General features: G+C 68.7%; 19 protein-coding genes. 5 read left to right on the top strand and 14 right to left on the bottom strand.

The features are described 5' to 3' along the window. Positions 1–153: 153 nt before the first annotated feature. From ABC319_RS10710 to ABC319_RS10730, 5 genes are all read right to left on the bottom strand, one after another. Positions 154–1029, bottom strand: coding sequence for a MipA/OmpV family protein (locus ABC319_RS10710; protein ID WP_413070205.1), 876 nt, complete (start codon positions 1027–1029; stop codon positions 154–156). Between the two features lie 70 nt (positions 1030–1099). Continuing rightward, the gene (locus ABC319_RS10715) at positions 1100–1495 is read right to left on the bottom strand and encodes a DUF2141 domain-containing protein (RefSeq protein WP_413070206.1); all 396 of its coding nucleotides are present in this window, start codon (positions 1493–1495) and stop codon (positions 1100–1102) included. Further along, positions 1455–2291 (bottom strand): sterol desaturase family protein, encoded by an 837-nt coding sequence (locus tag ABC319_RS10720; RefSeq protein ID WP_413070207.1) that lies wholly within the window; start codon positions 2289–2291, stop codon positions 1455–1457. Before ABC319_RS10720 ends, ABC319_RS10715 begins: the two co-directional genes overlap by 41 nt. Before the next feature lie 101 nt (positions 2292–2392). Beyond that, complete coding sequence (locus ABC319_RS10725) at positions 2393–2926, bottom strand: hypothetical protein (protein WP_413070208.1); 534 nt, start codon at positions 2924–2926, stop codon at positions 2393–2395. Positions 2927–3351: 425 nt separating this feature from the next. Continuing rightward, positions 3352–4653, bottom strand: coding sequence for a hemolysin family protein (locus ABC319_RS10730; protein WP_413070209.1), 1302 nt, complete (start codon positions 4651–4653; stop codon positions 3352–3354). Positions 4654–4790: 137 nt separating this feature from the next. Between ABC319_RS10730 and ABC319_RS10735 the strand changes: the two genes are divergently transcribed. Continuing rightward, entirely contained in the window at positions 4791–5465 is a 675-nt protein-coding gene (locus ABC319_RS10735) for a YiaD family glycine zipper/OmpA-like lipoprotein (RefSeq protein ID WP_413070210.1), read from the top strand. Between the two features lie 18 nt (positions 5466–5483). Here ABC319_RS10735 and ABC319_RS10740 read toward each other — a convergent pair whose 3' ends face one another. Then, positions 5484–6854, bottom strand: coding sequence for a family 43 glycosylhydrolase (locus ABC319_RS10740; RefSeq protein WP_413070211.1), 1371 nt, complete (start codon positions 6852–6854; stop codon positions 5484–5486). Then, the gene (locus ABC319_RS10745; RefSeq protein ID WP_413070212.1) at positions 6854–8413 is read right to left on the bottom strand and encodes an alpha-N-arabinofuranosidase; all 1560 of its coding nucleotides are present in this window, start codon (positions 8411–8413) and stop codon (positions 6854–6856) included. Before ABC319_RS10745 ends, ABC319_RS10740 begins: the two co-directional genes overlap by 1 nt. Positions 8414–8750: 337 nt before the next feature. Here ABC319_RS10745 and ABC319_RS10750 point away from each other — a divergent pair, with 337 nt between their 5' ends. The 4 genes from ABC319_RS10750 to ABC319_RS10765 all read left to right on the top strand — a co-directional run bounded on the left by ABC319_RS10750 (position 8751) and on the right by ABC319_RS10765 (position 13231). After that, a complete protein-coding gene (locus ABC319_RS10750; protein WP_413070213.1) occupies positions 8751–10331 on the top strand; it encodes an aldehyde dehydrogenase (NADP(+)) in 1581 nt (526 codons plus the stop codon). Then, a complete protein-coding gene (gene araD1, locus ABC319_RS10755; protein WP_413070214.1) occupies positions 10328–11314 on the top strand; it encodes an AraD1 family protein in 987 nt (328 codons plus the stop codon). Before ABC319_RS10750 ends, araD1 begins: the two co-directional genes overlap by 4 nt. Before the next feature lie 80 nt (positions 11315–11394). After that, complete coding sequence (locus ABC319_RS10760) at positions 11395–12105, top strand: FadR/GntR family transcriptional regulator (RefSeq protein WP_413070215.1); 711 nt, start codon at positions 11395–11397, stop codon at positions 12103–12105. Positions 12106–12280: 175 nt separating this feature from the next. Continuing rightward, positions 12281–13231 (top strand): IS5 family transposase, encoded by a 951-nt coding sequence (locus ABC319_RS10765; protein WP_413069706.1) that lies wholly within the window; start codon positions 12281–12283, stop codon positions 13229–13231. A gap of 255 nt (positions 13232–13486) precedes the next feature. On the opposite strand, the gene mmsB is transcribed toward ABC319_RS10765, so the two are convergent. From mmsB to ABC319_RS10800, 7 genes are all read right to left on the bottom strand, one after another. After that, complete coding sequence (gene mmsB / locus ABC319_RS10770; RefSeq protein WP_413070216.1) at positions 13487–14356, bottom strand: 3-hydroxyisobutyrate dehydrogenase; 870 nt, start codon at positions 14354–14356, stop codon at positions 13487–13489. Continuing rightward, complete coding sequence (locus tag ABC319_RS10775; protein WP_413070217.1) at positions 14353–14616, bottom strand: hypothetical protein; 264 nt, start codon at positions 14614–14616, stop codon at positions 14353–14355. Before ABC319_RS10775 ends, mmsB begins: the two co-directional genes overlap by 4 nt. Positions 14617–14627: 11 nt before the next feature. Further along, the gene (locus ABC319_RS10780) at positions 14628–15404 is read right to left on the bottom strand and encodes an enoyl-CoA hydratase (RefSeq protein ID WP_413070218.1); all 777 of its coding nucleotides are present in this window, start codon (positions 15402–15404) and stop codon (positions 14628–14630) included. Positions 15405–15502: 98 nt separating this feature from the next. After that, entirely contained in the window at positions 15503–16543 is a 1041-nt protein-coding gene (locus ABC319_RS10785) for an enoyl-CoA hydratase/isomerase family protein (RefSeq protein ID WP_413070219.1), read from the bottom strand. A 145-nt stretch (positions 16544–16688) separates the two neighbouring features. After that, positions 16689–17831, bottom strand: coding sequence for an acyl-CoA dehydrogenase family protein (locus ABC319_RS10790; protein ID WP_413070220.1), 1143 nt, complete (start codon positions 17829–17831; stop codon positions 16689–16691). After that, entirely contained in the window at positions 17828–18358 is a 531-nt protein-coding gene (locus tag ABC319_RS10795; RefSeq protein WP_413070221.1) for a hypothetical protein, read from the bottom strand. The genes ABC319_RS10790 and ABC319_RS10795 overlap by 4 nt, the downstream gene beginning before the upstream one ends. Positions 18359–18368: 10 nt before the next feature. After that, positions 18369–19901 carry a CoA-acylating methylmalonate-semialdehyde dehydrogenase gene (locus tag ABC319_RS10800; protein WP_413070222.1) on the bottom strand — a complete coding sequence of 511 codons (1533 nt, stop codon included), beginning with the start codon at positions 19899–19901 and terminating at the stop codon, positions 18369–18371. Positions 19902–20108 lie beyond the last annotated feature (207 nt).

Consider the following 20108-nt stretch of genomic DNA (forward strand, 5'->3'; position numbering starts at 1 on the left):
CGCTACCCGTGCGGCGCGGCTGTCGGAGGGAAGTACGAAGGCGCCGCGCAAACGGATGCGCGGCGCCCAGAAATTAATTGCGATTAGATTATCCTGTGATGCCGGAAATCGGGGAACGATCGATGACCGGTCCCGACACGGGCGATCGGCGGATCAGAACGTATAGGTCAGGCCGGCGGCGAACGACCACTGGTCTGCATCGCCGACATCCTGGACGATCGGGCTGCGCTTGTAGCGGCCGAGCATCTTGCCATACAGCACGCCCGCACCGATGCCGAAGCCGCGGCGCAGGTCGCCCGACAGGCTCTGGAGCGCGAAGGCGGACAAGTTGAACCGCTTCCACCCCGCATCCGCCGCGTCATAGGCGCGCAGCCCGCTGGCGAGCGACTGCGGGCCGGTGACGCTGAAATAGGTGCGGCCATAACCCTTGCCGACATAGTCCGCCGACGCGCCGACCGAGACGAGCGTGCTGTAGGACAGTGGTGTCGTATAGTTGATCTGCGGCGTGATGACGTAGCTGCGATGCGTCTTCGACACGTCCTGCACCACCGCGACGCGCGCGGTCAGCGTGTCGAAGTCGCTGGTGATGACCCCGGTCTGGTTGACGCCGACGAAGCCGCCGACCTCGTACGCGGTATCCAGCTCGCCCAGCGCGGCGACCTGCCGGTTGTCGATATCGTTGGTGCGATCGAGGCGAACGGCGCCGATCACGCCCAGTTCGTACTTCAGCCCCGGCCCGGGCGCGTCCTTCAGCAGGTCGACATACAGCTGGGTGCCGCGGGTGAAGAAGTCGTAGCCGCCGACGGTGCCGATCGCGACCGCACCGGGCGACCAGCTGTTGTCGGACGCTCCCTCGTAATCGGGCAGGCTGGCGACGCCGACACCGATCGTGATGCGGTCGCCGCCGGTATCGGGCGCATTGTCGCCCGGCGGGCTGGCCGGCGGGGTGGATCCCTGCGCGCCAGCCGGCGCGGCGAGGATGGCGGTCGCCGCCAGGGCAACCGCGAGAGAGGATAAGATGGGGCGCAAGGTCCGAAGCTCCTGGAAAGTCACGGCCGCGCAACGCGTCCATGACGATTTCGGGTCCCGCGCCGCCGGATCAGAAGATGTAACGCATATTCACCTGTTGCGTTTCGGCATCACCGGCGAGCTGAAAGCGCGCCGCCGAGAAGCGCGGCGGGCCGAAGCGCACGACCGGGTTGCGCGAGAAGCCGAACCCCTCGCGCGGGATGCCGGCGAAGGTATCGAGCCGGGCATTGCCGTTCTCGTCATGGATCACCGCCACCGCATAACCGCCGTAAGGCAGGCCGGCGAAGCGGACCGTGCGGGTGCCGGCGGGCACCGAGCGGGTCACAGCATCGGCATCGTCGACGCAGGCAGGGAAGTTGGCGGGATCGTTGGTCAGGCAGACGCGGATCAGCCCCTTCGACGACCGGAGCTTGTCGACCGCGACGTCAAGCCGGCCGACCGGCGCCGCGCCGATCGACAGCGCCATCGCTGCCGCTCCCAACCCGGCCTTCGCCCATCCCGCCGCTGCGACGCCGTTCCGCCTGGGCATGCGAACGGGCGAAATCGCCGATGCCGCGATCGGTGCCGCACATCCTGTCCCAGTGGCGGAAGTATAGCCCATAATTGCACCCATATTGTTCATGATGCCGCTGGTGATGGCTGGCCGTGATCAGCCACGCCCCCATTGGCCCCCGCCACATGAACCTGGGGAAAACCTCCCACCCCATGTGATTGGTCACTCCCATAACCGTCATGATCGTCAAGACGAAGCCCAGCGCGGCGACATGGATCGGAATCGCCAGAACCAGTAGCGGAATTACCACAGCGCCGGTCAGCGCCTCCCACGGATGAAACGCCATCGCCGCCCATGCGGTGGGGGGCCGGCTGGCATGGTGGACGGCATGCGCGATCCGGAACGGCCGGGGCCGGTGCATCCAGCGGTGCGTCCAGTAGAACCAGGTGTCGTGGGCAAGCATGTAGAGGAGGACCGAGACCGGCAGCCACCACAGCGGAAAGGCATGCACATCGGTGTAGACCCGCGTCCAGCCGTGGTTTTCCCACCCCCACGCCAGCACGCCGGCGGGGATGCCGTAGATGGCGGCGGACGCCAGACTCCACGCCACCTCGCGCCGGATCTGCGGATCGAGCCCGCCATAGAGGCCGGGATGCCGCCACCGCGTCGCCGCGGCGAAGGCGCCGGACACGATCAGATAGCGGACGCCGACGATCACCGTCATCGCGAGGGCGGAGAGGAGGATGGCGAGGAGCACGGGCGTGGTCATAGCGGATTGTGCGACCGGCGGGAACGGCAGTCACGGAAGCCGACAGCTTTTACGATAGACGGCCTGTTATCTTACCTCTTGTCCCCCGAAACGACGACGGATCACCGACCTTCAGCATTCGCGCGCTGGACCGCCACGATGTCGGCACTACTTGCAAGACTGAATAGGTAGTCGCGACGCTCTATCGATCCGACCCTGAGCTTTTTCAATCGACGTAGCTGGTCATGAGGCAATGAAAAGCGAGTATAGCCACGCGCGGCCAGACATTCCTCCACTTCATCTTGCAATTTTGCCTGAAGGGCATCGACCTTTCGGTCAGGCCTGTACATCCGTCGCAGCAACACGTTCCGGGTAGCCTGCGTCTCGTCATCGTCGGGTCGTGCCATCGGAGGCATATTGTTTTCCCGCTCCAAAGCTTCGAAGCCCTGCACATAGGCGTGTGTTTCGCTGTCCGCCGATACATCGCGCGAAGCCGCCGTGAGACTACAGGCGACAGCATCGGTATCGTAGTCTGCCCGCGAGACTCCGGGCTTACCCCAACTGTAGACGGGACGCGCCGCCGCCACATCCTGCGACAGAAAGGTCACGAGAAGCGGCAATGCCCAGCATCTTATTTTCAGCATCCGCATCGCCATTCTCCATCCTTCTTCCAAGCCTTATCCGGGACAGCCCAGATTTCTCTTGCAGCTCAAAAAATTCCGTTCCGCCTTTTGATAACAGTCTGCCGGATAGTTATTGGCAGGAGGAATCGAGCATGTTGATCGTTCGCGAAAATAGTTGGCTTCGCAAGCGCCACAACTGGATTGGGCATATGCCGGCGCCCCCGTGATCAAAGCGGTCAGTTGAGCAACGATGATCAAATTTCCGTAATGTTTCATCACATATCTCCCAGACGCCTCGATGGGGAATGCCATTCGAAGTGCGAGAGTGTGCTATGTCAATACGGATGGTTACCGCATTGCATCCGGATGTTATCGAAAAGGCAGCAATTTCAATGAACACCAAGATTGCTGGCGCAAAGACTGCTTAACAACAAGCCGCTAACGACGGAAATCCGTCTCTACGCCAGACTGACCAGCAGCTTGTCGATGCGGCGGCCGTCGAGGTCGACGATCTCGAACTTCCAGCCCTGCTCGACGAAGCTCTCGCCCTCGTCCGGCAGGCGGCGGAGGACGGCCAGTGCGAGGCCGGCGACGGTGGCGTAGTCGCGATCCTCGGGCAGTTCGATGCCGAGCCGCTCGGCCAGGCCGTCGGCGGGCATCGTGCCGGCGACCAGCAGCGAGCCGTCGTCGCGGGTGACCACGTCGGGCGCCTCGTGCGGGTCGTTGTCGGAGGCGAAGGCGCCGCCGATCGCGGCCAGCAGATCGGCCGGGGTCACGATCCCCTCGAAATGGCCGTACTCGTCGTGGATCAGCGCCATCGGCACCTCCGCGCCGCGCAGCGCCAGCAGCGCGTCGGGCGCATCGATCCGGTCGATCACCACCGGCGCCTTGCGCATCAGCGAGGGGAGATCGAGCGGCTCGCCACGCAGCAGCGCGGCGGCGATGTCGCGCGCCTGGACCACCCCTGCCACGCTGTCGATCGATCCGTCGCCGACCGGCAGGCGGGTGTGCTGGGTCGCGGCCAACTTCGCCCGGATCTCCGCGTCGGTGGCGCGGCAGTCGAGCCAGTCGACCTCCGTCCGCGGCGTCATGATCTCGCGCACCGGGCGGTCGGCGAGACGGACGACACCCGAGATGATCGAGCGCTCATGCTCCTCGATCACGCCGGACTTCGACGCCTCGGCGACGATCAGCTGCAATTCCTCGACGGTCACCTGCTCCTCGTTCTCGCGGTCGAGGCGAAGGAGGTGGAAGATCAGCGCGCTGGACGAATCGAGCACCCAGACGATCGGCGCGGTCAGGATCGCCAGCCAGCGCATCGGGCCGGCGACGATCGACGCCACCGTTTCCGGAGCCCGCAGCGCGAACTGCTTGGGCACCAGCTCGCCGATGATCAGCGAGGCATAGGTGGTGATCGAGATGACCAGCACGAACCCCAGCGTCTCCGCCGTCGCGGCCGGCACGCCCAGCGCCGCCAGCCGCGCGCCGGTGGGCCCGCCCAGGCTGGCACCCGAATAGGCGCCGGTCAGGATGCCGATCAGGGTGATGCCGATCTGCACCGTCGACAGGAACTTGCCGGGATCGGCACCCAAGACCAGCGCGGCGCGGGCGCCGCGCCGGCCGCTGCGCGCCATCGCCTCAAGCCGGGCCTTGCGCGACGAGACGACCGCGAGTTCGCTCATCGCGAACACGCCGTTCATCGCGGTCAGCGCCAGGATGATCGCGACGTCGATCCAGGGAAAGGGAGGAAGCGGTGCCATTGGCGTGCGCCGTCCTTAATGGCGGCAAACGCGACGCGCCACAACATCCGTCTGTGCGAGCGAGCTTCGTTGATCGATACGCTGCCGGAACAGGAATGTGGCTGCGTGGTTGTTGGGGCAGATCGAAAGGGACTGCCATGAAGTCGAACCGCCTCCTCCTCGCCGCACTCGCCGCGACCACGCTCGCCGCATCGGGCTGCACCACCGACCCGGAAACCGGCGAGCGCCGCATCTCGAAGACGGCGATCGGCGGGATCGGCGGCGCGCTGGGCGGGTATCTGCTGGGTGACGTGGTTGGCGGGCGGCGCGACCGGACCGAGAAGATCCTGGGCGCGGGCATCGGCGGCCTGGCCGGGGCCGGCATCGGCGCGTACATGGACAAGCAGGAGCGCGACCTGCGCGCACGCACCGCGGGTACCGACGTGCAGGTGATCCGCCGCGGCGACGACCTGGTGCTGAACATCCCGTCGGGCATCACCTTCGCCTATGACAGCGCCGCGGTGCAGCCGCAGTTCCAGCGGACGCTGGATCAGGTGGCGTCGACGCTGGCCGAGTATAACCAGACCTATATCGACGTGTACGGTCACACCGACTCGACCGGCAGCGACGCGTACAACCAGACGCTGTCGGAGCGGCGGGCGACGTCGGTGGCGGACTATCTGTCGAGCCACGGCGTGCAGGCGGCGCGGATCGGCACGCGTGGTTATGGCGAGACGCAGCCGATCGCCTCGAACGATACCGACGAGGGCCGGGCGGCGAACCGCCGGGTCGAGGTGAAGATCGTGCCGATCACGCAGAACGACGTGCGCTGATCCCGTCGCGACGGCCGATCAGCGGATCGTCCACTCCCACAGCGCCGCCGGCCCGTCGAAGCTGAGCCGCAGGTAGCGGGTGGCGGCGGGATGGCGGAGGCGGATCGGCGAGCCCTGGACGCTGGCGATCGGCAGCAGCGGGCGCCAGTTGCGGCCGTCGGCGGACGCGTCCACCGCCACGCGGTAGGCGCGGTTGGCGTATTCGGGGCGGAGCAGGCTTTCCGTCACCCGGCGCGTCGTTCCCAGATCGGCGACGATCGCGGGACGGGCGGCGGTGGAGCGCCACAGCGTCGCATAATTGTCGTCGGCGGCGCGCGCGGGGCCGTGGAGTGCGTCGTCGCCCTCGCCGCTCGTGGTCCAGCGCAGCCCGGCGCGGCGGCGGGGGGCGAAGCCGATCACGTCGCCGCCGTGGCCGGGCACCACCCGCTGGATCACGCCGTCTGCCCCGATGGTCAGCGGGTCGACCGCGATCTGGCGCAGCACGTCGTCGCCGACACGCGGAAAGGGCAGCGCCTGGCGGTGATAGAGGATGTACGGCTGCCCGCCCGATCGGAACACCGCGTGGTGGCCCGGGCTGATGACGCCGCGCGCCGCGTCGGTGGACAGGACCGGGTTGTTCGGCGGTGCCCGGAACGGCCCCATCGGCGTATCGCCGATCGCGTAGTTGACGCGGTACGTGTCCTCGGTCGTCTTGCCGTCGCTGAAGGTCAGGAGATAGTGCGGGCCCGATTTCACCATGAACGGCCCCTCGAAATAGCCGGGGGGCGTCACGTCGCGCGGGGTGCCGTCGAAGGTGACCATGTCGGGTTTCAGCCGCACGACGAAGCAGTGGCCGTTGGTCCAGTTCCAGCCCGATCCCCAGTAGAGATAGGCGCGGCCGTCGTCGTCGACGAACGCCTCCGCGTCGATCATGTGATAGTCGGGGGCGAACGCCTTGGCGATCAGGGGCTTGCCGCCATTGGCGTCGCGCCATGGCCCGGCCGGCGACGGCGCGGTGCCGACCCACACCTCGCTGCCGACCGACACGTACATGTACCAGCGGCCGTTCGCCGCCTTCACCACCGAGGGGGCCCAAACCTTCGACTTGCCCGATGACGGGCTGGTCGCCGCCGCCTTGGTCGGCCAGGCGGGGGTCGAGAAGGTCCAGTCGCGCCCGTCGGTCGAGGTCCAGAGCCCCAGCCGGTCGTCGCCCCAGGGATCGATCGTCGCGAAGACGTACCAGCGGCCGCCGTCGCGCACGATCGACGGATCGGCGAAATAGCCGGGGATCAGGGGGTTGCGATCGCCGGCCGTGTCCCACCGCGCCGCATCGGCGAGCGGGGGAGCGTCGGCGGCGACCAGCACGGTCGCCGCCCCGGCCAGCATCAGGGCGGCGACCGTGCCCCGCATCACTTGATGTCGAGCATGACGACCGACTTGGCCGGCAGCGTCACCGTCAGCGTGCCCGCCGACAGGGTCGCCCCGGTGAACGCCGCCGGCTTCACCGCATCGGGCGCGTCGAAGGTGTTGTGCGCGTCCATCGCCGCCGCCGTCAGGATGCGCCCGGTGACGCCCGCGCCGGTGACGCCGTCAAGCTTGACGGTAACGGTGGTCGGCCGATTGGGATCGACGTTGGTCAGGCCCATATGGACCGTGCCGTCGGTGCCGCGCACCGCACTGGCGCTGACCGCCTTCATCACCCATTCGTTCTTGTTGTACCAGCGCGACTTCACCTCGACCGGCAGGACGATGCCGTCCTGATAGTCCTTGTACAGGTCGAACACCCAGTAGGTCGGGGTCTTCACCATCCGCGCGCCGTCGGTGAGCATCATCGCCTGGAGCACGTTGATCATCTGCGCGATGTTGGCGCCGCGCAGGCGATCAGTGTGCTTTGCGAAGATGTCGAAGTTCAGGCTGGTCACCAGTGCGTCACGCAGCGAGTTCTGCTGGTACAGGAAGCCGGGATGGCTGCCCGGTTCCTGATCGTACCAGGTTCCCCATTCGTCGACGAACATCGCCACCCGCTTCTGCGGATCGTGCTTGTCCATCCGCTTGGCATGTTCGGTGATGTATTCGTCCATCTTCAGCGTCTTGGCGAGGGTGCGCGCCCACTGATCCTCGTCGAAGCCGGTCGCGGCCCCCTTGTGCGCCCAGTCATAGGGGATGGTGTAGTAGTGGACGCCGATGCCGTCGAAATGCGTGCCCGCATCGCGCATCATCACATCGGTCCAGTTGTAATCGTCGGCGTTGGCGCCGCTGGCGATCTTCATCACCCGCTCACCGGCGGGCATCTTGACGAAGGTGCCATACCGGCGGGTGACGTCGGCGGCATATTCCGGCTTCATATTGCCGCCGCAGCCCCACAGTTCGTTGCCGATGCCGAACAGCGGCAGCTTCCACGGTTGCTTGCGGCCGTTCGCCGTCCGCTCCCTGGCGAGGCTCGATCCGCTGGGCGAGGTCATATACTCGACCCACTCCGCCATTTCCGCGGGCGAGCCGTTGCCGACATTGCCCGAGACATAGGCTTCGGATCCGACCATCTCGGCATAGTTCATGAATTCGTGGGTGCCGACCGCATTGTCCTCGGTCACGCCGCCCCAATGTGTGTTGATCTTGATCTTGCGCTTCTTGGGATCGCCGATCCCCTCACGCCAGTGATATTCGTCGGCGAAGCAGCCGCCGGGCCAGCGGATGACGGGGACGCGGATCGCCTTCAGCGCATCGAGCACGTCGCGGCGGTAGCCGTTCACATTGGGGATGCGGCTGCCCTTGCCGACCCAGATGCCGCCATAGATGCCGGTGCCGAGATGCTCGGCGAACTGGCCGAAGATGCGACGGTCGAACTTGGGTGCGGGACGGTCGCCGTGGACGGTGACGGTGTCGGCGCCAGCATCGGAGGCGGGTGCATCCTGCGCCGCGACGGGTGCCGCCGTCAGCAGCAGGGCGGCGGTGAGAAACGTCCTGATCATCAATGGTTCTCCGTCGCGCGGGAGCGCCGCGCCAAGCAGGGGGAAGCGACGGCGGACGGTGCCCGCCATCGATCATGGGGGTGGGGCGATGGCGGGCAGCAGGAGCGTGCGACCGGGAGCGGCATGGCAGGCGATGGCATGGAACCCCCTCTCGACCGCACGATTGTCCGTGCTTGTTGTCCGACAATATCGACGATTCGAGGCAATGCAACCCCATCCCGGCGCCATCGCGGTCGACCGGCGACGGTTGCGCGTCGGGCGGCGTCGGCATGCTCGATAGCGGTTGCCACCGCCGGCGAGAGCCATTATGTCGGAGTTAATTGCTGAGAGGATTTACATGATCGACGGTTCGATTCTGGTCGGTGCGGAAACGCGGCAGGCCGGTACCCGCTTCACCTCGGTGAACCCGGCGACGGGCGAGACCCTGATCCCGGATTTCTCGTCCGCGGACGCCGCCGCCGCCGCCGATGCCTGCGCGCTCGCCGCCGCCGCCTTCCCCGCCTATTCCGCCGCCGAGCCGGAAGCGCGCGCCGCGCTGCTGGAGAACATCGCAGAGGCGATCCTGGCGATCGGCGACGAGCTGATCGTGCGGGCCATGGAAGAGAGCGGCCTGCCCCGCATGCGGCTGGAGGGAGAGCGCGGCCGCACCGTCGGCCAGCTGCGCCTGTTCGCATCGGTCGTCCGCCAGGGCGACTGGCTGGACGCGACGATCGATCCGGCGCTGCCCGATCGCGCCCCCCTGCCCCGCCCCGACCTGCGCCGCGTGAACCTGGCGGTCGGGCCGGTCGCGGTGTTCGGCGCGTCGAACTTCCCGCTGGCCTTCTCGGTGGCGGGGGGCGACACCGCCTCCGCGCTGGCCGCCGGATGCCCGGTGGTGGTGAAGGGCCACCCCGCCCATCCCGGCACGGGCGAGCTGGTCGCCCGTGCGATCCGCGACGCCGTCGCGCAGTCGGGCTTCCCGGCCGGCGTCTTCTCGTACCTGCCCGGCGAGACCAACGCGCTGGGCGAGGCGATCGTCGCCGATCCGCGCATCAAGGCGGTGGGCTTCACCGGTTCGCGCGGCGGTGGCTTGGCGCTGGTCCGCATCGCCGCCGGGCGCGAGGAGCCGATCCCGGTCTATGCAGAGATGTCGAGCATCAACCCCGTCATCCTGTTTCCCGCCGCGCTGGAGGCGCGGGGCGAGGCGATGGCGACGGCCTTCGTCCAGTCGCTGACGATGGGGGCGGGCCAGTTCTGCACCAATCCCGGGCTGGTGCTGGCGATCGGATCCCCCGCGCTGGACGCGTTCGTCACCGCAGCGGGTGCCGCCCTCTCCGACAGCCAGCCGGCGACGATGTTGTCGCCGGGCATCCACGCCAGTTTCGAGCAGGGCGTCGACGCGCTGGCCGGGCACAATGCGGTGACCACGGTCGCGCGCGGCAAGGTCGGCGAGGGCGTGAACCAGGCGGTCGGCGCGCTGTTCCAGGCGGATGCCGAGGCGTTCCTGGCCGATCGCGCGCTGGGCCATGAGGTGTTCGGATCGTCGGCGGTCGTCGTCCGCTGCCGCGACATGGCCGAGGTGGGCCGGGTGGTCGCCAGCCTGGAGGGGCAGCTGACCGCGACCTTCCAGATGGACGAGGCGGACCACGATGCCGCGCGCGAATTGGTACCGGTGGTCGCCGAACGGGTCGGGCGCATCCTGGCCAATGGCTGGCCGACGGGCGTCGAGGTGAGCCACGCGATGGTGCATGGCGGCCCCTTCCCCGCGACCAGCGACGGGCGCAGCACCTCGGTCGGCAGTGCGGCGATCCATCGCTTCCTGCGCCCGGTCTGCTTCCAGAACCTGCCCGACGCCCTGCTGCCCCCGGCGATCGCGGCGGCGAACCCGTGGAACGTCGCCCGCCGCGTCGACGGCGTGCGCGAGGCTTCGCCGCGATGACCGGCGCCGCCATCCTCAGCCTGGTCCAGTTCGACGAGAACGGCACCCGCGGCGTCGCCGCGATCGGGGCGGACGGTGCGCGGCGGGTGACCGGCGCGACGACGACGCTGGCGCTCGCCAGGGCGGCGCTGGCCGCGGGCGAGACGCTGGCCGGCCATGCCGGCCGCCAGCTGGGCGACGCGATCGACCTGGGCGGCGTGCGGCTGCTGTCGCCGATCGACCATGAGGACGCCGCCCACCTGCTGGTCAGCGGCACGGGGCTGACCCATCTCGGCTCCGCCGAGGGGCGCGACAAGATGCACCGCGCCGCGTCGGAGAACCCGCAGCCGACCGATTCGATGAAGATGTTCCTGATGGGGGTCGAGGGCGGCAAGCCGGCCGACGGCACCGTCGGTGCCCAGCCCGAATGGTTCTACAAGGGCGACGGCGCGATCCTGGTGGCGCCGGGCGAGGCGCTGGCGATGCCGGACTTCGCGCTGGACGGTGGCGAGGAGCCGGAGATCGCCGGCATCTATGTGATCGCCGACGACGGCACGCCGGTCCGCATCGGCTTCGCGTTGGGCAACGAGTTCAGCGACCATGTGACCGAGCGCGGCAATTACCTGTGGCTGGCGCATTCGAAGCTGCGCCCGGCGGCGCTGGGCCCCGAACTGCTGCTGGGCGAGCTGCCGCACGACATTCGCGGCACCAGCCGCATCCGTCGCGGCGATGCGGTGCTGTGGGAGAAGCCGTTCGTGTCGGGCGAGGCGAACATGTCGCACGCGCTGTCGAACCTGGAGCATCACCACTTCAAATATGCCGGCTTCCGCCGGCCGGGCGACGTGCACGTCCATTTCTATGGCACGGCGACGCTGTCGTTCAGCGACGGCATCCAGACGCAGCCCGGCGACGTGTTCGAGGTGGAGGCCGCGCCCTTCACCCTGCCGGTGCGCAATCCGCTGGCGGTGGCGCCGGCGGGCGACGCGACGGTCCGCACGATCTGACCACGGCGTGCGGGACCCTTACGCCCGGCGGCGGGGTCCTGTAGCGTCGCGGCCGCAACGATGAGGAAGGGGGAGGAGCGGTGAAGGGCGAGCGCATCGTGTCCCCCCGGATCCACGGCACCATCGCCCACGACATCGGCGTGGAGATCGTCGGCGGCGTGCGCAGGCCCGGCACGGTGTTCGGCGGCGAGATCGAGGCGAGCGAGGCGCTGGGCGTCTCCCGCTCCGCCTATCGCGAGGCGATCCGCATCCTTGCCGCCAAGGGGCTGGTCGAGAGCCGGCCCAAGGCGGGCACCCGCGTCACCCCGCGCGAGCGGTGGAACCTGCTCGATCCCGATGTCCTGGCCTGGACGTTCGAGGGGGAGCCGGATCCCGACTTCATCCAGGACCTGTTCGAGCTGCGCGCGGTGATCGAGCCTGCCGCCTGCGCCTTCGCCGCGCGCCGCCGGTCTGCGGCGGACCTGGTGGCGATGAAGGCGGCGCTGGACGTCATGGAGGCATCCGGGCTGGCATGCCCCGAGGGGCGCGCCGCCGACCAGAGGTTCCACCGCGCGATCCTGGCCGCGGCGGGCAACGAGCCGCTGACCTCACTGGCCAGCACGGTCGGCGCCGCGGTCCGCTGGACCACCGAATTCAAGCAGCGCCGCCGCCTGATGCCGCGCAATCCGCTGCCCGACCATGTCCGCGTGTACGAGGCGATCGCGGCGGGCGATGCGGCCGTCGCGGCATCGGTGATGGGCGAGCTGCTGCGGCTGGCGATCGAGGACATGGGGCTGAAGCCGCGGAGCTAGAGTGCGATTCACCTGGCATGAAGCACCACCCCGGCGAAGGCCGGGGGTCCAGGCTTGACGATGCGCAACGCCTCTCTCCGCCGCCCCTCCGCTGGACTCCGGCCTTCGCGGGACCTTTGCAAAAGTGTCGTGAGATGATTCACTGATATCCTGCGAGGGTTGTCGGGGACGGGCGATGCATCGTGAGGCGGGGTCGGCGGGGTTTGCGGAAGCGCTGGTGGTGGGCGGCGGGAGTCGGCGGCTGGAGCGGATCGATGGGCTGCTGGATTGGTCGCGGGTGGAGGCGGTGCTGGAGCGGTTGCATGCGAGCGGCACGGGGCGTCCGTCCTATCGGCCGCTGACGTTGCTCAAGGTGCTGCTGCTGGAGAGCTGGTACGGGCTGTCGGATCCGGCGATGGAGGAAGCGCTGGCAGACCGGCTGTCGTTTCGTCGTTTCTGCGGGCTGGCGCTGGACGAGTCGGTTCCCGACCACAGTACGATCAGCCGCTTTCGCAGCCTGCTGGCGGGCGACGGGACGGCCGAGGCGGTCTTTGCCGAAGTGGTGCGCCAACTCGACGGGCATGGACTGGTGGTGAAGGCGGGGACGCTGGTGGATGCGACGCTCATCGCCTCGGCGGCCAGCGAGCCGCCGCGCCAGAAGGGTGGCGGTCGCTCGCCGGTGGACCCGGATGCGACATGGCAGAAGCACGTCAGCGGCAAGGCGTGGTTCGGCTACAAGCTGCATCTCGGGGTCGACCGCCACAGCCTGATCGTGCGCAAGGCGATCCTGACCCCTGCCAATGTTCCCGAGGTCGAGCATGGCCATGACCTCGTCTCGGGCGACGAGGCGGCGGTGTGGGCCGACAAGGGCTATGTCGGTCCGCGCCTGCGCGACCGCCTCGCCCGGCACGGCATTCGCGACCGCACCCAGCAGCGCGCGCAGCGCGGTCATCCGCTCAACCCCCGGCAGAAACAGCGCAACGCCCTGATCGGCCGGGTACGCGGACGCATCGAAGGTGTCTTCGGGACCCTCAAGCGATCCTATGGCCTGCACCGCATGCGCTTCATGGGGCTTGCCCGAAACCGCTGCGCGACCTTGCTCGTCCTGACCGCCTGGAATCTGGGCCGGGCCGTCGCCCGCACCTGAGCCGTCGCCGTCTGCCGACCCGACCGTCGGCCCCCGGCTCGCTCAGACGATACCCGATCGCCCGAAACAAGGCCCGCCCGCATGCCGAGCCGTCGTCGACCTGCCATCAAACGTGCCACGACCGCGCTTTTGCAAACGTCCCGCCTTCGCCGGGGTGGTTGCTGTGAGTGGTTCAGCCTGGATGGATCACACTCTGGAGCGGACGGCTCGGCGGTACCGGCGGGCGGCGAACAACCCCGGAGCGCCGGAGCGTGCCTACAGCGTGCGGATGATCGCGGAGAAATCGAGCGCGCCGTTGCCGGCCTCGGCAAAGGCCTCGTAACGGGCGGCGGCGGTCGATCCCATGGGGACGTCGGCGCCGGCATCCTGCGCCGCCGCCATCGCCAGCCGCAGGTCCTTCAGCATCAGCGCGGTGGCGAAGCCGCCCTGATAGTCGTTGTCGGCCGGCGTCTTCGGCCCGACGCCGGGCACCGGGCAGTAGCTGGTCATCGACCAGCTCTGCCCCGAGGAGACGCTGGCGATGTCGTAAAAGGCCTGTGCGTCGAGCCCCAGCCGGTCCGCCAGCGCGAACGCCTCGCACGTGGCGATCATCGTCGCGCCCAGGATCATGTTGTTGCACATCTTGGCTGCCTGTCCGGCGCCGGGCCCGCCGGCGCGGATCACCGCCTTGCCCATCTGCGCCAGGATCGGCTGCGCGCGGGCGAAGCCCCGGTCGTCGCCGCCGACCATGAAGGTCAGCGTACCCGCCGCCGCCGCGGCGATCCCGCCCGACACCGGCGCATCGACCGCGAGGAGGCCGCGCGTCGCCGCCGCCGTCGCCACCTGGCGCGCGGTGGCGACGTCGATCGTCGAACAGTCGATCAGCAGCGCACCCGGCGCGAGTACCGGGAACAGCGCCTCGTACACCTCGGCGACGTGGCGCCCGGCGGGGAGCATGGTGACGACCGCCTCCGCGCCGTCCGCCGCCGCGACGGCGGAGGCGACCGGGCGGCAGCCCGCCGCCTCGGCCCGGGCCAGCGCCTCTGCCGACAGGTCAAACGCGCGAACGTCGTGCCCCGCCTTCGCCAGATTGGCAGCCATGCCGCCGCCCATATTGCCCAGCCCGATGAACGCGATGCAGGTCATGATCCAGTCCTCTCCACATGCTTGCGCCGCAGCCAGCCGAGAAAGCCGCCGAGGGCGGCCGCCGCTGCGGGTAACAGGCCGACGATCGGCCCGACGGCAAAGGCATTCGCTCCGACGATTCCCGCCAGCACCATCGTCGACAGTGCCGCACCGACGATTCCGATTATCAGGCCAACGAGGAGCGGATGCAGCCGCGTTGTCCGGCACAGCGCCGCACCCGCCAGCGCGGGAATGCCGATCAGGAGGATCAGGAACAGCACGCGATGCCCGTCTATTTGCCCGTCCACGCCCCCGCGCGCTTCTCGACGAAGGCGGCCATGCCCTCCTTCTGGTCGGCGGTGCCGAACAGGCCGTGGAACAGCCGGCGCTCGAACTGGACGCCGGCGACGAGGCCGGTCTCGAACGCCATGTTCACCATCTCCTTGTTGGCGAGGACGGCGAGCGGCGCCATGGCGGCAATCGACTGGGCGGTCTTCACCGCCTCGTCGACCAGATCGGCAGCGGCGACGACGCGGCTGACCAGCCCGGCGCGCTCCGCCTCGGCGGCGTCCATCATCCGGCCGGTCAGGCACAGCTCCATCGCCTTGGCCTTGCCGACCGCGCGGGCCAGTCGCTGCGATCCGCCCATGCCGGGGGACACCGCCAGCTTGATCTCGGGCTGGCCGAACTTCGCGGTGTCGGCGGCGAGGATGAAATCGCACATCATCGCCAGCTCGCACCCGCCGCCCAGCGCATAGCCCGCGACCGCGGCGACGATCGGCTTGCGCGTGCGGGTGAACCGGTCCCAGCCGGCGAAGAAGTCGTGGCCGTACATGTCGGCGAACCCCTGGGCCTGCATCTCCTTGATGTCGGCGCCGGCGGCGAACGCCTTTTCGCTGCCGGTAATCACCGCGCAGCCCTGCGACGGATCGGCATCGAACGCGGCCATCGCGGCGAGCAGGTCGTCCAGCACCTGGCCGTTCAGCGCGTTGAGCGCCTTGGGCCGGTTCAGCGTCACCAGCGTCGCGCCGCCGCGCTGCTCGACGAGGATGGTGTCGTAGGTCGCCATGGTCTTCCTCTCGTCGCCCCGGCGTTGGCCGGGACCTTCCTGTTACTGCACGCCCGTCCAGCCAGACGCTCCCGTCCCCGCCGGAGCGATGACAAGCGTCACGGCCGCCACGCCTCGCCCTCGGGCAAGGGCGCGAAGATCTGGTCGATGACGTGGTCCGACACGCCGTCAGGCGTCGTGGGGTCCCAGCGGGGCGCATTGTCCTTGTCGACGATGACCGCGCGGACGCCCTCCAGAAAGTCGTGGCGCTGCACGACGCGGCTGGCGACGGCATATTCCTGCGCCATTTCGTCCGCGAAACTGGCCATGCCGGCGCCGTCCTTCAGCAGGCGGAGCGACACCTTCATCGTCTGCGGCGATTTGGTGCGAAGCGTCGCCAGTTGCTGCGTCGCCCATTCGCCGCCATCGGCCGCCAGCGCGTCGAAGACCGCCCCCAGATCGTCCGAAGCGAACAGCCGGTCGATCGCCTCGCGGTGCGCCAGCAGGCGCGCCTCGGGCGGCGGTGCCGACAGCGCGTCGAGCGCTGCGTCGATCGCGGCCGGATCGGCGATGATCCGCGCCTTCGCCTCGTCGAGCCGATCGGCGGGCAGGTAATGCGTGGCGAGGCCCAGCGCGTGCGCCTCCGCCCCGTCCAGCCGATGCCCGGTCAGCGCCAGATACTGGCCGACGCGGCCGGGCAGGCGCGACAGGTACCAGCCGCCGCCGACGTCGGGGAACAGGCCGATCCCCGTCTCCGGCATCGCCAGCCGGGTATTCTCCGTCGCGATACGGTAGCGCGCCGGCTGGGAGATGCCGACGCCGCCGCCCATCGTGATCCCGTCCATGAACGCGACGATCGGCTTGGCATAGGTGAACAGCCGGTGGTTCATCCGGTATTCGGTCGCGAAGAAGTGCCGTGCCGCGCTGCCATCGCCCGCGCCGCTGTCCGCCAGCAGGCGGATGTCGCCGCCGGCGCAGAAGCCCCTGCCCTCCGCATGATCGAGAACGATCGCGCGGACGGCATCGTCGCCGCGCCAATCCTCCAGCGCCGCCAGCACCCCTTCGCACATCGCGACGGTCAGCGCGTGGATCGCCTTTGGCCGGTTCAGGCGTAGACGGCCGATGGGGCCATCGGTGGTGACGACGAGGTCGGGGGTCATGAATCTTCCCCGGCACAAGGAGGGTGACCATGCGCAGCAGGGTGGAGGGGGTTTACCGTGTTCGTTCCGCTGGTGGAGGCCCCCCTCCACCATTCGCTTCGCGAACGGTCCCCCTCCCCGTGCCGGGGAGGATTTGCGCGCACCGTCACTGCCGGGTCAGCTCGCGGCCGACGATCATCCGCATGACCTGGTTGGTGCCCTCCAGGATCGAGTGGACGCGCAGGTCGCGCCAGAAGCGCTCGATCGGGTAATCCATCAGATAGCCGTAGCCTCCGTGGAGCTGGAGCGCGCGGTCGACCACGCTGGATCCGGTGTCGGTCGCCAGCCGCTTCGCCATCGCGGCGAACCGCGTCTTGTCGGGAGCGTTGTCCGTCACCTTCGCCGCTGCCATGTACAGGAGCGCGCGGGCCGCCTCCAGCTCGGTCGCCATGTCGGCCAGCGTGAACTGCGTATTCTGGAAATCGGCGATGGCGGTGCCGAACTGCTTGCGGTCCCTGGTATAGCCGATCGCCTCGTCCAGGCAGCGCTGCGCGCCGCCCAGCGAGCAGGCGCCGATGTTCAGCCGTCCGCCGTCCAGCCCCATCATCGCGATGCGGAAACCCTCTCCCTCCGCGCCGACGAGGTTCCCGGCGGGCACGCGGACATTGTCGAACGTCACCTGTCGCGTCGGTTGCGAGTGCCAGCCGAGCTTGCGCTCGTTGGCGCCGAACGAGACGCCGGGCATGTCGCGCTCGATCACCAGCGCGGAGATGCCCTTCGGCCCCTCCTCGCCGGTGCGGACCATCGTCACGTACACCTCGTTCTCGCCCGCGCCCGAGATGAACTGCTTCGATCCGGACACGACATAATGGTCGCCGTCTCTCACCGCCTTCGTCTTCAGCGCCGCCGCGTCCGATCCGGAGCCCGGCTCGGTCAGGCAATAACTGGCCAGCCGGTCCATCGTGACCAGCGACGGCAGGTACTTGTCCTTCACCGTCTGCGACCCGAACCGGTCGATCATCCACGACGCCATGTTGTGGATCGAGATGAATGCGCTGGTCGAGGGACAGCCATAGGCCATCGCCTCCATGATCAACGCCGCCTCGAGCCGGCCGAGCGCGATGCCACCGGATTCTTCCGACACGTAGATCGCGGCGAAACCCAGTTCGGCCGCCGCCCTGATCGTGTCGCGCGGGAAGATGTGCTTCTCGTCCCACTCACCGGCGTGCGGGGTGATGCGGTCGGCGGTGAAGCGGCGCGCGAGTTCCTGGATCTCGCGCTGGTCGTCGGTCAGGGCGAACTGGTTCACGAGGGCGTTCCTTCCGTCGCCGGGCAGCGCGAGTAGCGGAACGGGCCGCCCTCCATCCCCTCGCCGGTGCCGCCGCGCACCAGCGTCTTGCCGTCGTCCTGCAGCACCAGCCGCGCCTGCTGCTGCCACGTCTGCCCCTCGCCCGAGAAGGAGAGGGTAGCGGTGAGCGTGGTGCCCGCCAGTGCCGCATCGCTGATGGTGGCCCGCGATTCGTAGAAGGCCAGCCGATCGGCGGTGACCGTCATCAGCCCCTTGGCCGCATAGTCCATCTTCGGATCGCAGTCGTTGGGCACCATGCCCCAGCGGCCGCGGAACTCGGCCGGCACGCTTGCCACCTTCGTCGCCGCGGGGAGCGCGGTGGCGGTGTTGCCGATCGGCACGACGCTGTTGTTCGGATCGTCCTGAAGGTTGGACGGTGCCGCCTCCACCACCGCGCTCTCGTCGGCCTGCGTGCCGTTATTGCCTGCTTCTCCGCCCCCGCTGCACGCCGCGAGCGCCAGCGGAAGGAGGGCCATGACCTGCTTCATCATCTTGTCCTTACCCCATCGTCGGGATGACGAACGCATCCTGCACGCGGGCGGGTCCGCCGTCTTCGGCACCGCGCGGCAGATCCGCTGTGCCGTCCGGCCAGCGTTGCGTGACCGTCTTCACCCGGGTCCAGAACTTCACGCCCTCCAGCCCGTGCTGGTTGGTGTCGCCGAAGGCCGAGCGCTTCCACCCGCCAAAGGTGTGGTAGGCGACCGGCACCGGAATCGGCACGTTGATCCCGACCATGCCGACATTCACCCGCGCGGCAAACTCGCGCGCGGCGTGGCCGTTGCGGGTGAAGATCGCAACGCCGTTGCCGTACTGGTGGTCGCTCGGCAGGCGCACCGCGGTTTCGAAATCGGCCGCACGGACGATCTGGAGGACGGGGCCGAAGATCTCCTCCTTGTAGCTCTGCATCGCCGGCGTGACCCGGTCGAACAGGCTGGGGCCGATGAAGAAGCCCTGCTCGTGTCCCTGCAACTGGAAGCCGCGGCCGTCGACGACCAGTTCCGCCCCTTCGTCGATACCGGTCTGGATCCACTGCTCGACCCGTGCCTTGTGCGCGGCATTCACCACCGGGCCGTAATGCGCCTCCGCATCGGTCGACACGCCGACGCGGAGGGCCGCGATGGCGGGGATCAGCTTTTCGCGCAGGGCATCGGCGGTCTTGTCGCCGACCGGCACCACGACCGGCAGCGCCATGCACCGCTCACCCGCCGAACCGAACGCCGCGCCCGACAAATCGGCGACGACCTGGTCGAGATCGGCATCGGGCATGACGATGCCGTGGTTCTTGGCGCCGCCCATCGCCTGGACGCGCTTGCCCGCCTCGACGCCGCGACGGTACACGTAATGCGCGATGTCGGACGAGCCGACGAAGCTGACCGCCGCGATCGCGGGATGGTCGAGAATCGCGTCGACCATTTCCTTGTCGCCATGCACGACCTGGAGGATGCCCTCCGGCGCGCCCGCCTCGATCATCAGCTCGGCCAGGCGCACCGGCACCGACGGATCGCGCTCCGACGGCTTCAGGATGAAGGCGTTGCCGGTCGCGATGGCGACGCCGAACATCCACATCGGGATCATGCCGGGAAAGTTGAACGGCGTGATGCCGGCACCGATGCCCAGCGGCTGGCGCATCGAATAGACGTCGATGCCGGGGCCCGCACCTTGGGTATACTCGCCCTTCAGGACGTGCGGGATGCCGCAGCAGAACTCGATCACCTCCAGCCCGCGCTGGATGTCGCCCTTCGAATCGGCGATCACCTTGCCGTGTTCGGACGACAGCAGCGTGGCGAGCGCGTCAATCTCGCGTTCGACCAGTTCCTTGAAGCGGAACATCACGCGCGCGCGGCGTTGCGGGTTGACCGCCGCCCAGCCCGGCTGCGCAGCCTGCGCCGCCGCGACCGCACGGTCGAGATCGGCCTGGGTACCGAGCGCCACCGTCGCCTGCACCTGACCGGTGTTCGGGTCGTAGACGTCACCCCGCCGCGAGCCGCCGCCGCCGCCCAGGCCGGCGATCACATGATCGATCGTCCGCATCGCATCTCTCCTGCCGCCCGGCGTCGGCCGGGTCCGTCGGCAGGGGCTAAGCATGGTGCGGCGACGGGATCAATGCGGCGCGAAAACTTGCAAGTTTCGGTCGTTTGCAGCGGATATGGGGACCTAGGCGCATCCTCAACGCAGCCGTTGGAGCAACACCAGAACCTAACCGCAAAACTCGTCACCCCGGACTTGATCCGGGGTCCC

The organism is Sphingomonas phoenicis (assembly GCF_047238005.1).
Lineage (GTDB): Bacteria > Pseudomonadota > Alphaproteobacteria > Sphingomonadales > Sphingomonadaceae > Sphingomonas.

What these genes read in the sequence shown, in the direction of transcription:
- ABC319_RS10735 (WP_413070210.1), top strand. Translation starts at nt 4,791, where the DNA reads ATGAAGTCGAACCGCCTCCTCCTCGCCGCACTCGCCGCGACCACGCTC.
- ABC319_RS10725 (WP_413070208.1), bottom strand. Translation starts at nt 2,926, where the DNA reads ATGGCGATGCGGATGCTGAAAATAAGATGCTGGGCATTGCCGCTTCTC.
- ABC319_RS10800 (WP_413070222.1), bottom strand. Translation starts at nt 19,901, where the DNA reads ATGCGGACGATCGATCATGTGATCGCCGGCCTGGGCGGCGGCGGCGGC.
- mmsB (WP_413070216.1), bottom strand. Translation starts at nt 14,356, where the DNA reads ATGACCTGCATCGCGTTCATCGGGCTGGGCAATATGGGCGGCGGCATG.
- ABC319_RS10745 (WP_413070212.1), bottom strand. Translation starts at nt 8,413, where the DNA reads ATGATCAGGACGTTTCTCACCGCCGCCCTGCTGCTGACGGCGGCACCC.
- ABC319_RS10720 (WP_413070207.1), bottom strand. Translation starts at nt 2,291, where the DNA reads ATGACCACGCCCGTGCTCCTCGCCATCCTCCTCTCCGCCCTCGCGATG.
- ABC319_RS10795 (WP_413070221.1), bottom strand. Translation starts at nt 18,358, where the DNA reads ATGAAGCAGGTCATGGCCCTCCTTCCGCTGGCGCTCGCGGCGTGCAGC.
- ABC319_RS10780 (WP_413070218.1), bottom strand. Translation starts at nt 15,404, where the DNA reads ATGGCGACCTACGACACCATCCTCGTCGAGCAGCGCGGCGGCGCGACG.
- ABC319_RS10715 (WP_413070206.1), bottom strand. Translation starts at nt 1,495, where the DNA reads ATGGCGCTGTCGATCGGCGCGGCGCCGGTCGGCCGGCTTGACGTCGCG.
- ABC319_RS10730 (WP_413070209.1), bottom strand. Translation starts at nt 4,653, where the DNA reads ATGGCACCGCTTCCTCCCTTTCCCTGGATCGACGTCGCGATCATCCTG.
- araD1 (WP_413070214.1), top strand. Translation starts at nt 10,328, where the DNA reads ATGACCGGCGCCGCCATCCTCAGCCTGGTCCAGTTCGACGAGAACGGC.
- ABC319_RS10740 (WP_413070211.1), bottom strand. Translation starts at nt 6,854, where the DNA reads ATGCGGGGCACGGTCGCCGCCCTGATGCTGGCCGGGGCGGCGACCGTG.
- ABC319_RS10750 (WP_413070213.1), top strand. Translation starts at nt 8,751, where the DNA reads ATGATCGACGGTTCGATTCTGGTCGGTGCGGAAACGCGGCAGGCCGGT.
- ABC319_RS10785 (WP_413070219.1), bottom strand. Translation starts at nt 16,543, where the DNA reads ATGACCCCCGACCTCGTCGTCACCACCGATGGCCCCATCGGCCGTCTA.
- ABC319_RS10765 (WP_413069706.1), top strand. Translation starts at nt 12,281, where the DNA reads ATGCATCGTGAGGCGGGGTCGGCGGGGTTTGCGGAAGCGCTGGTGGTG.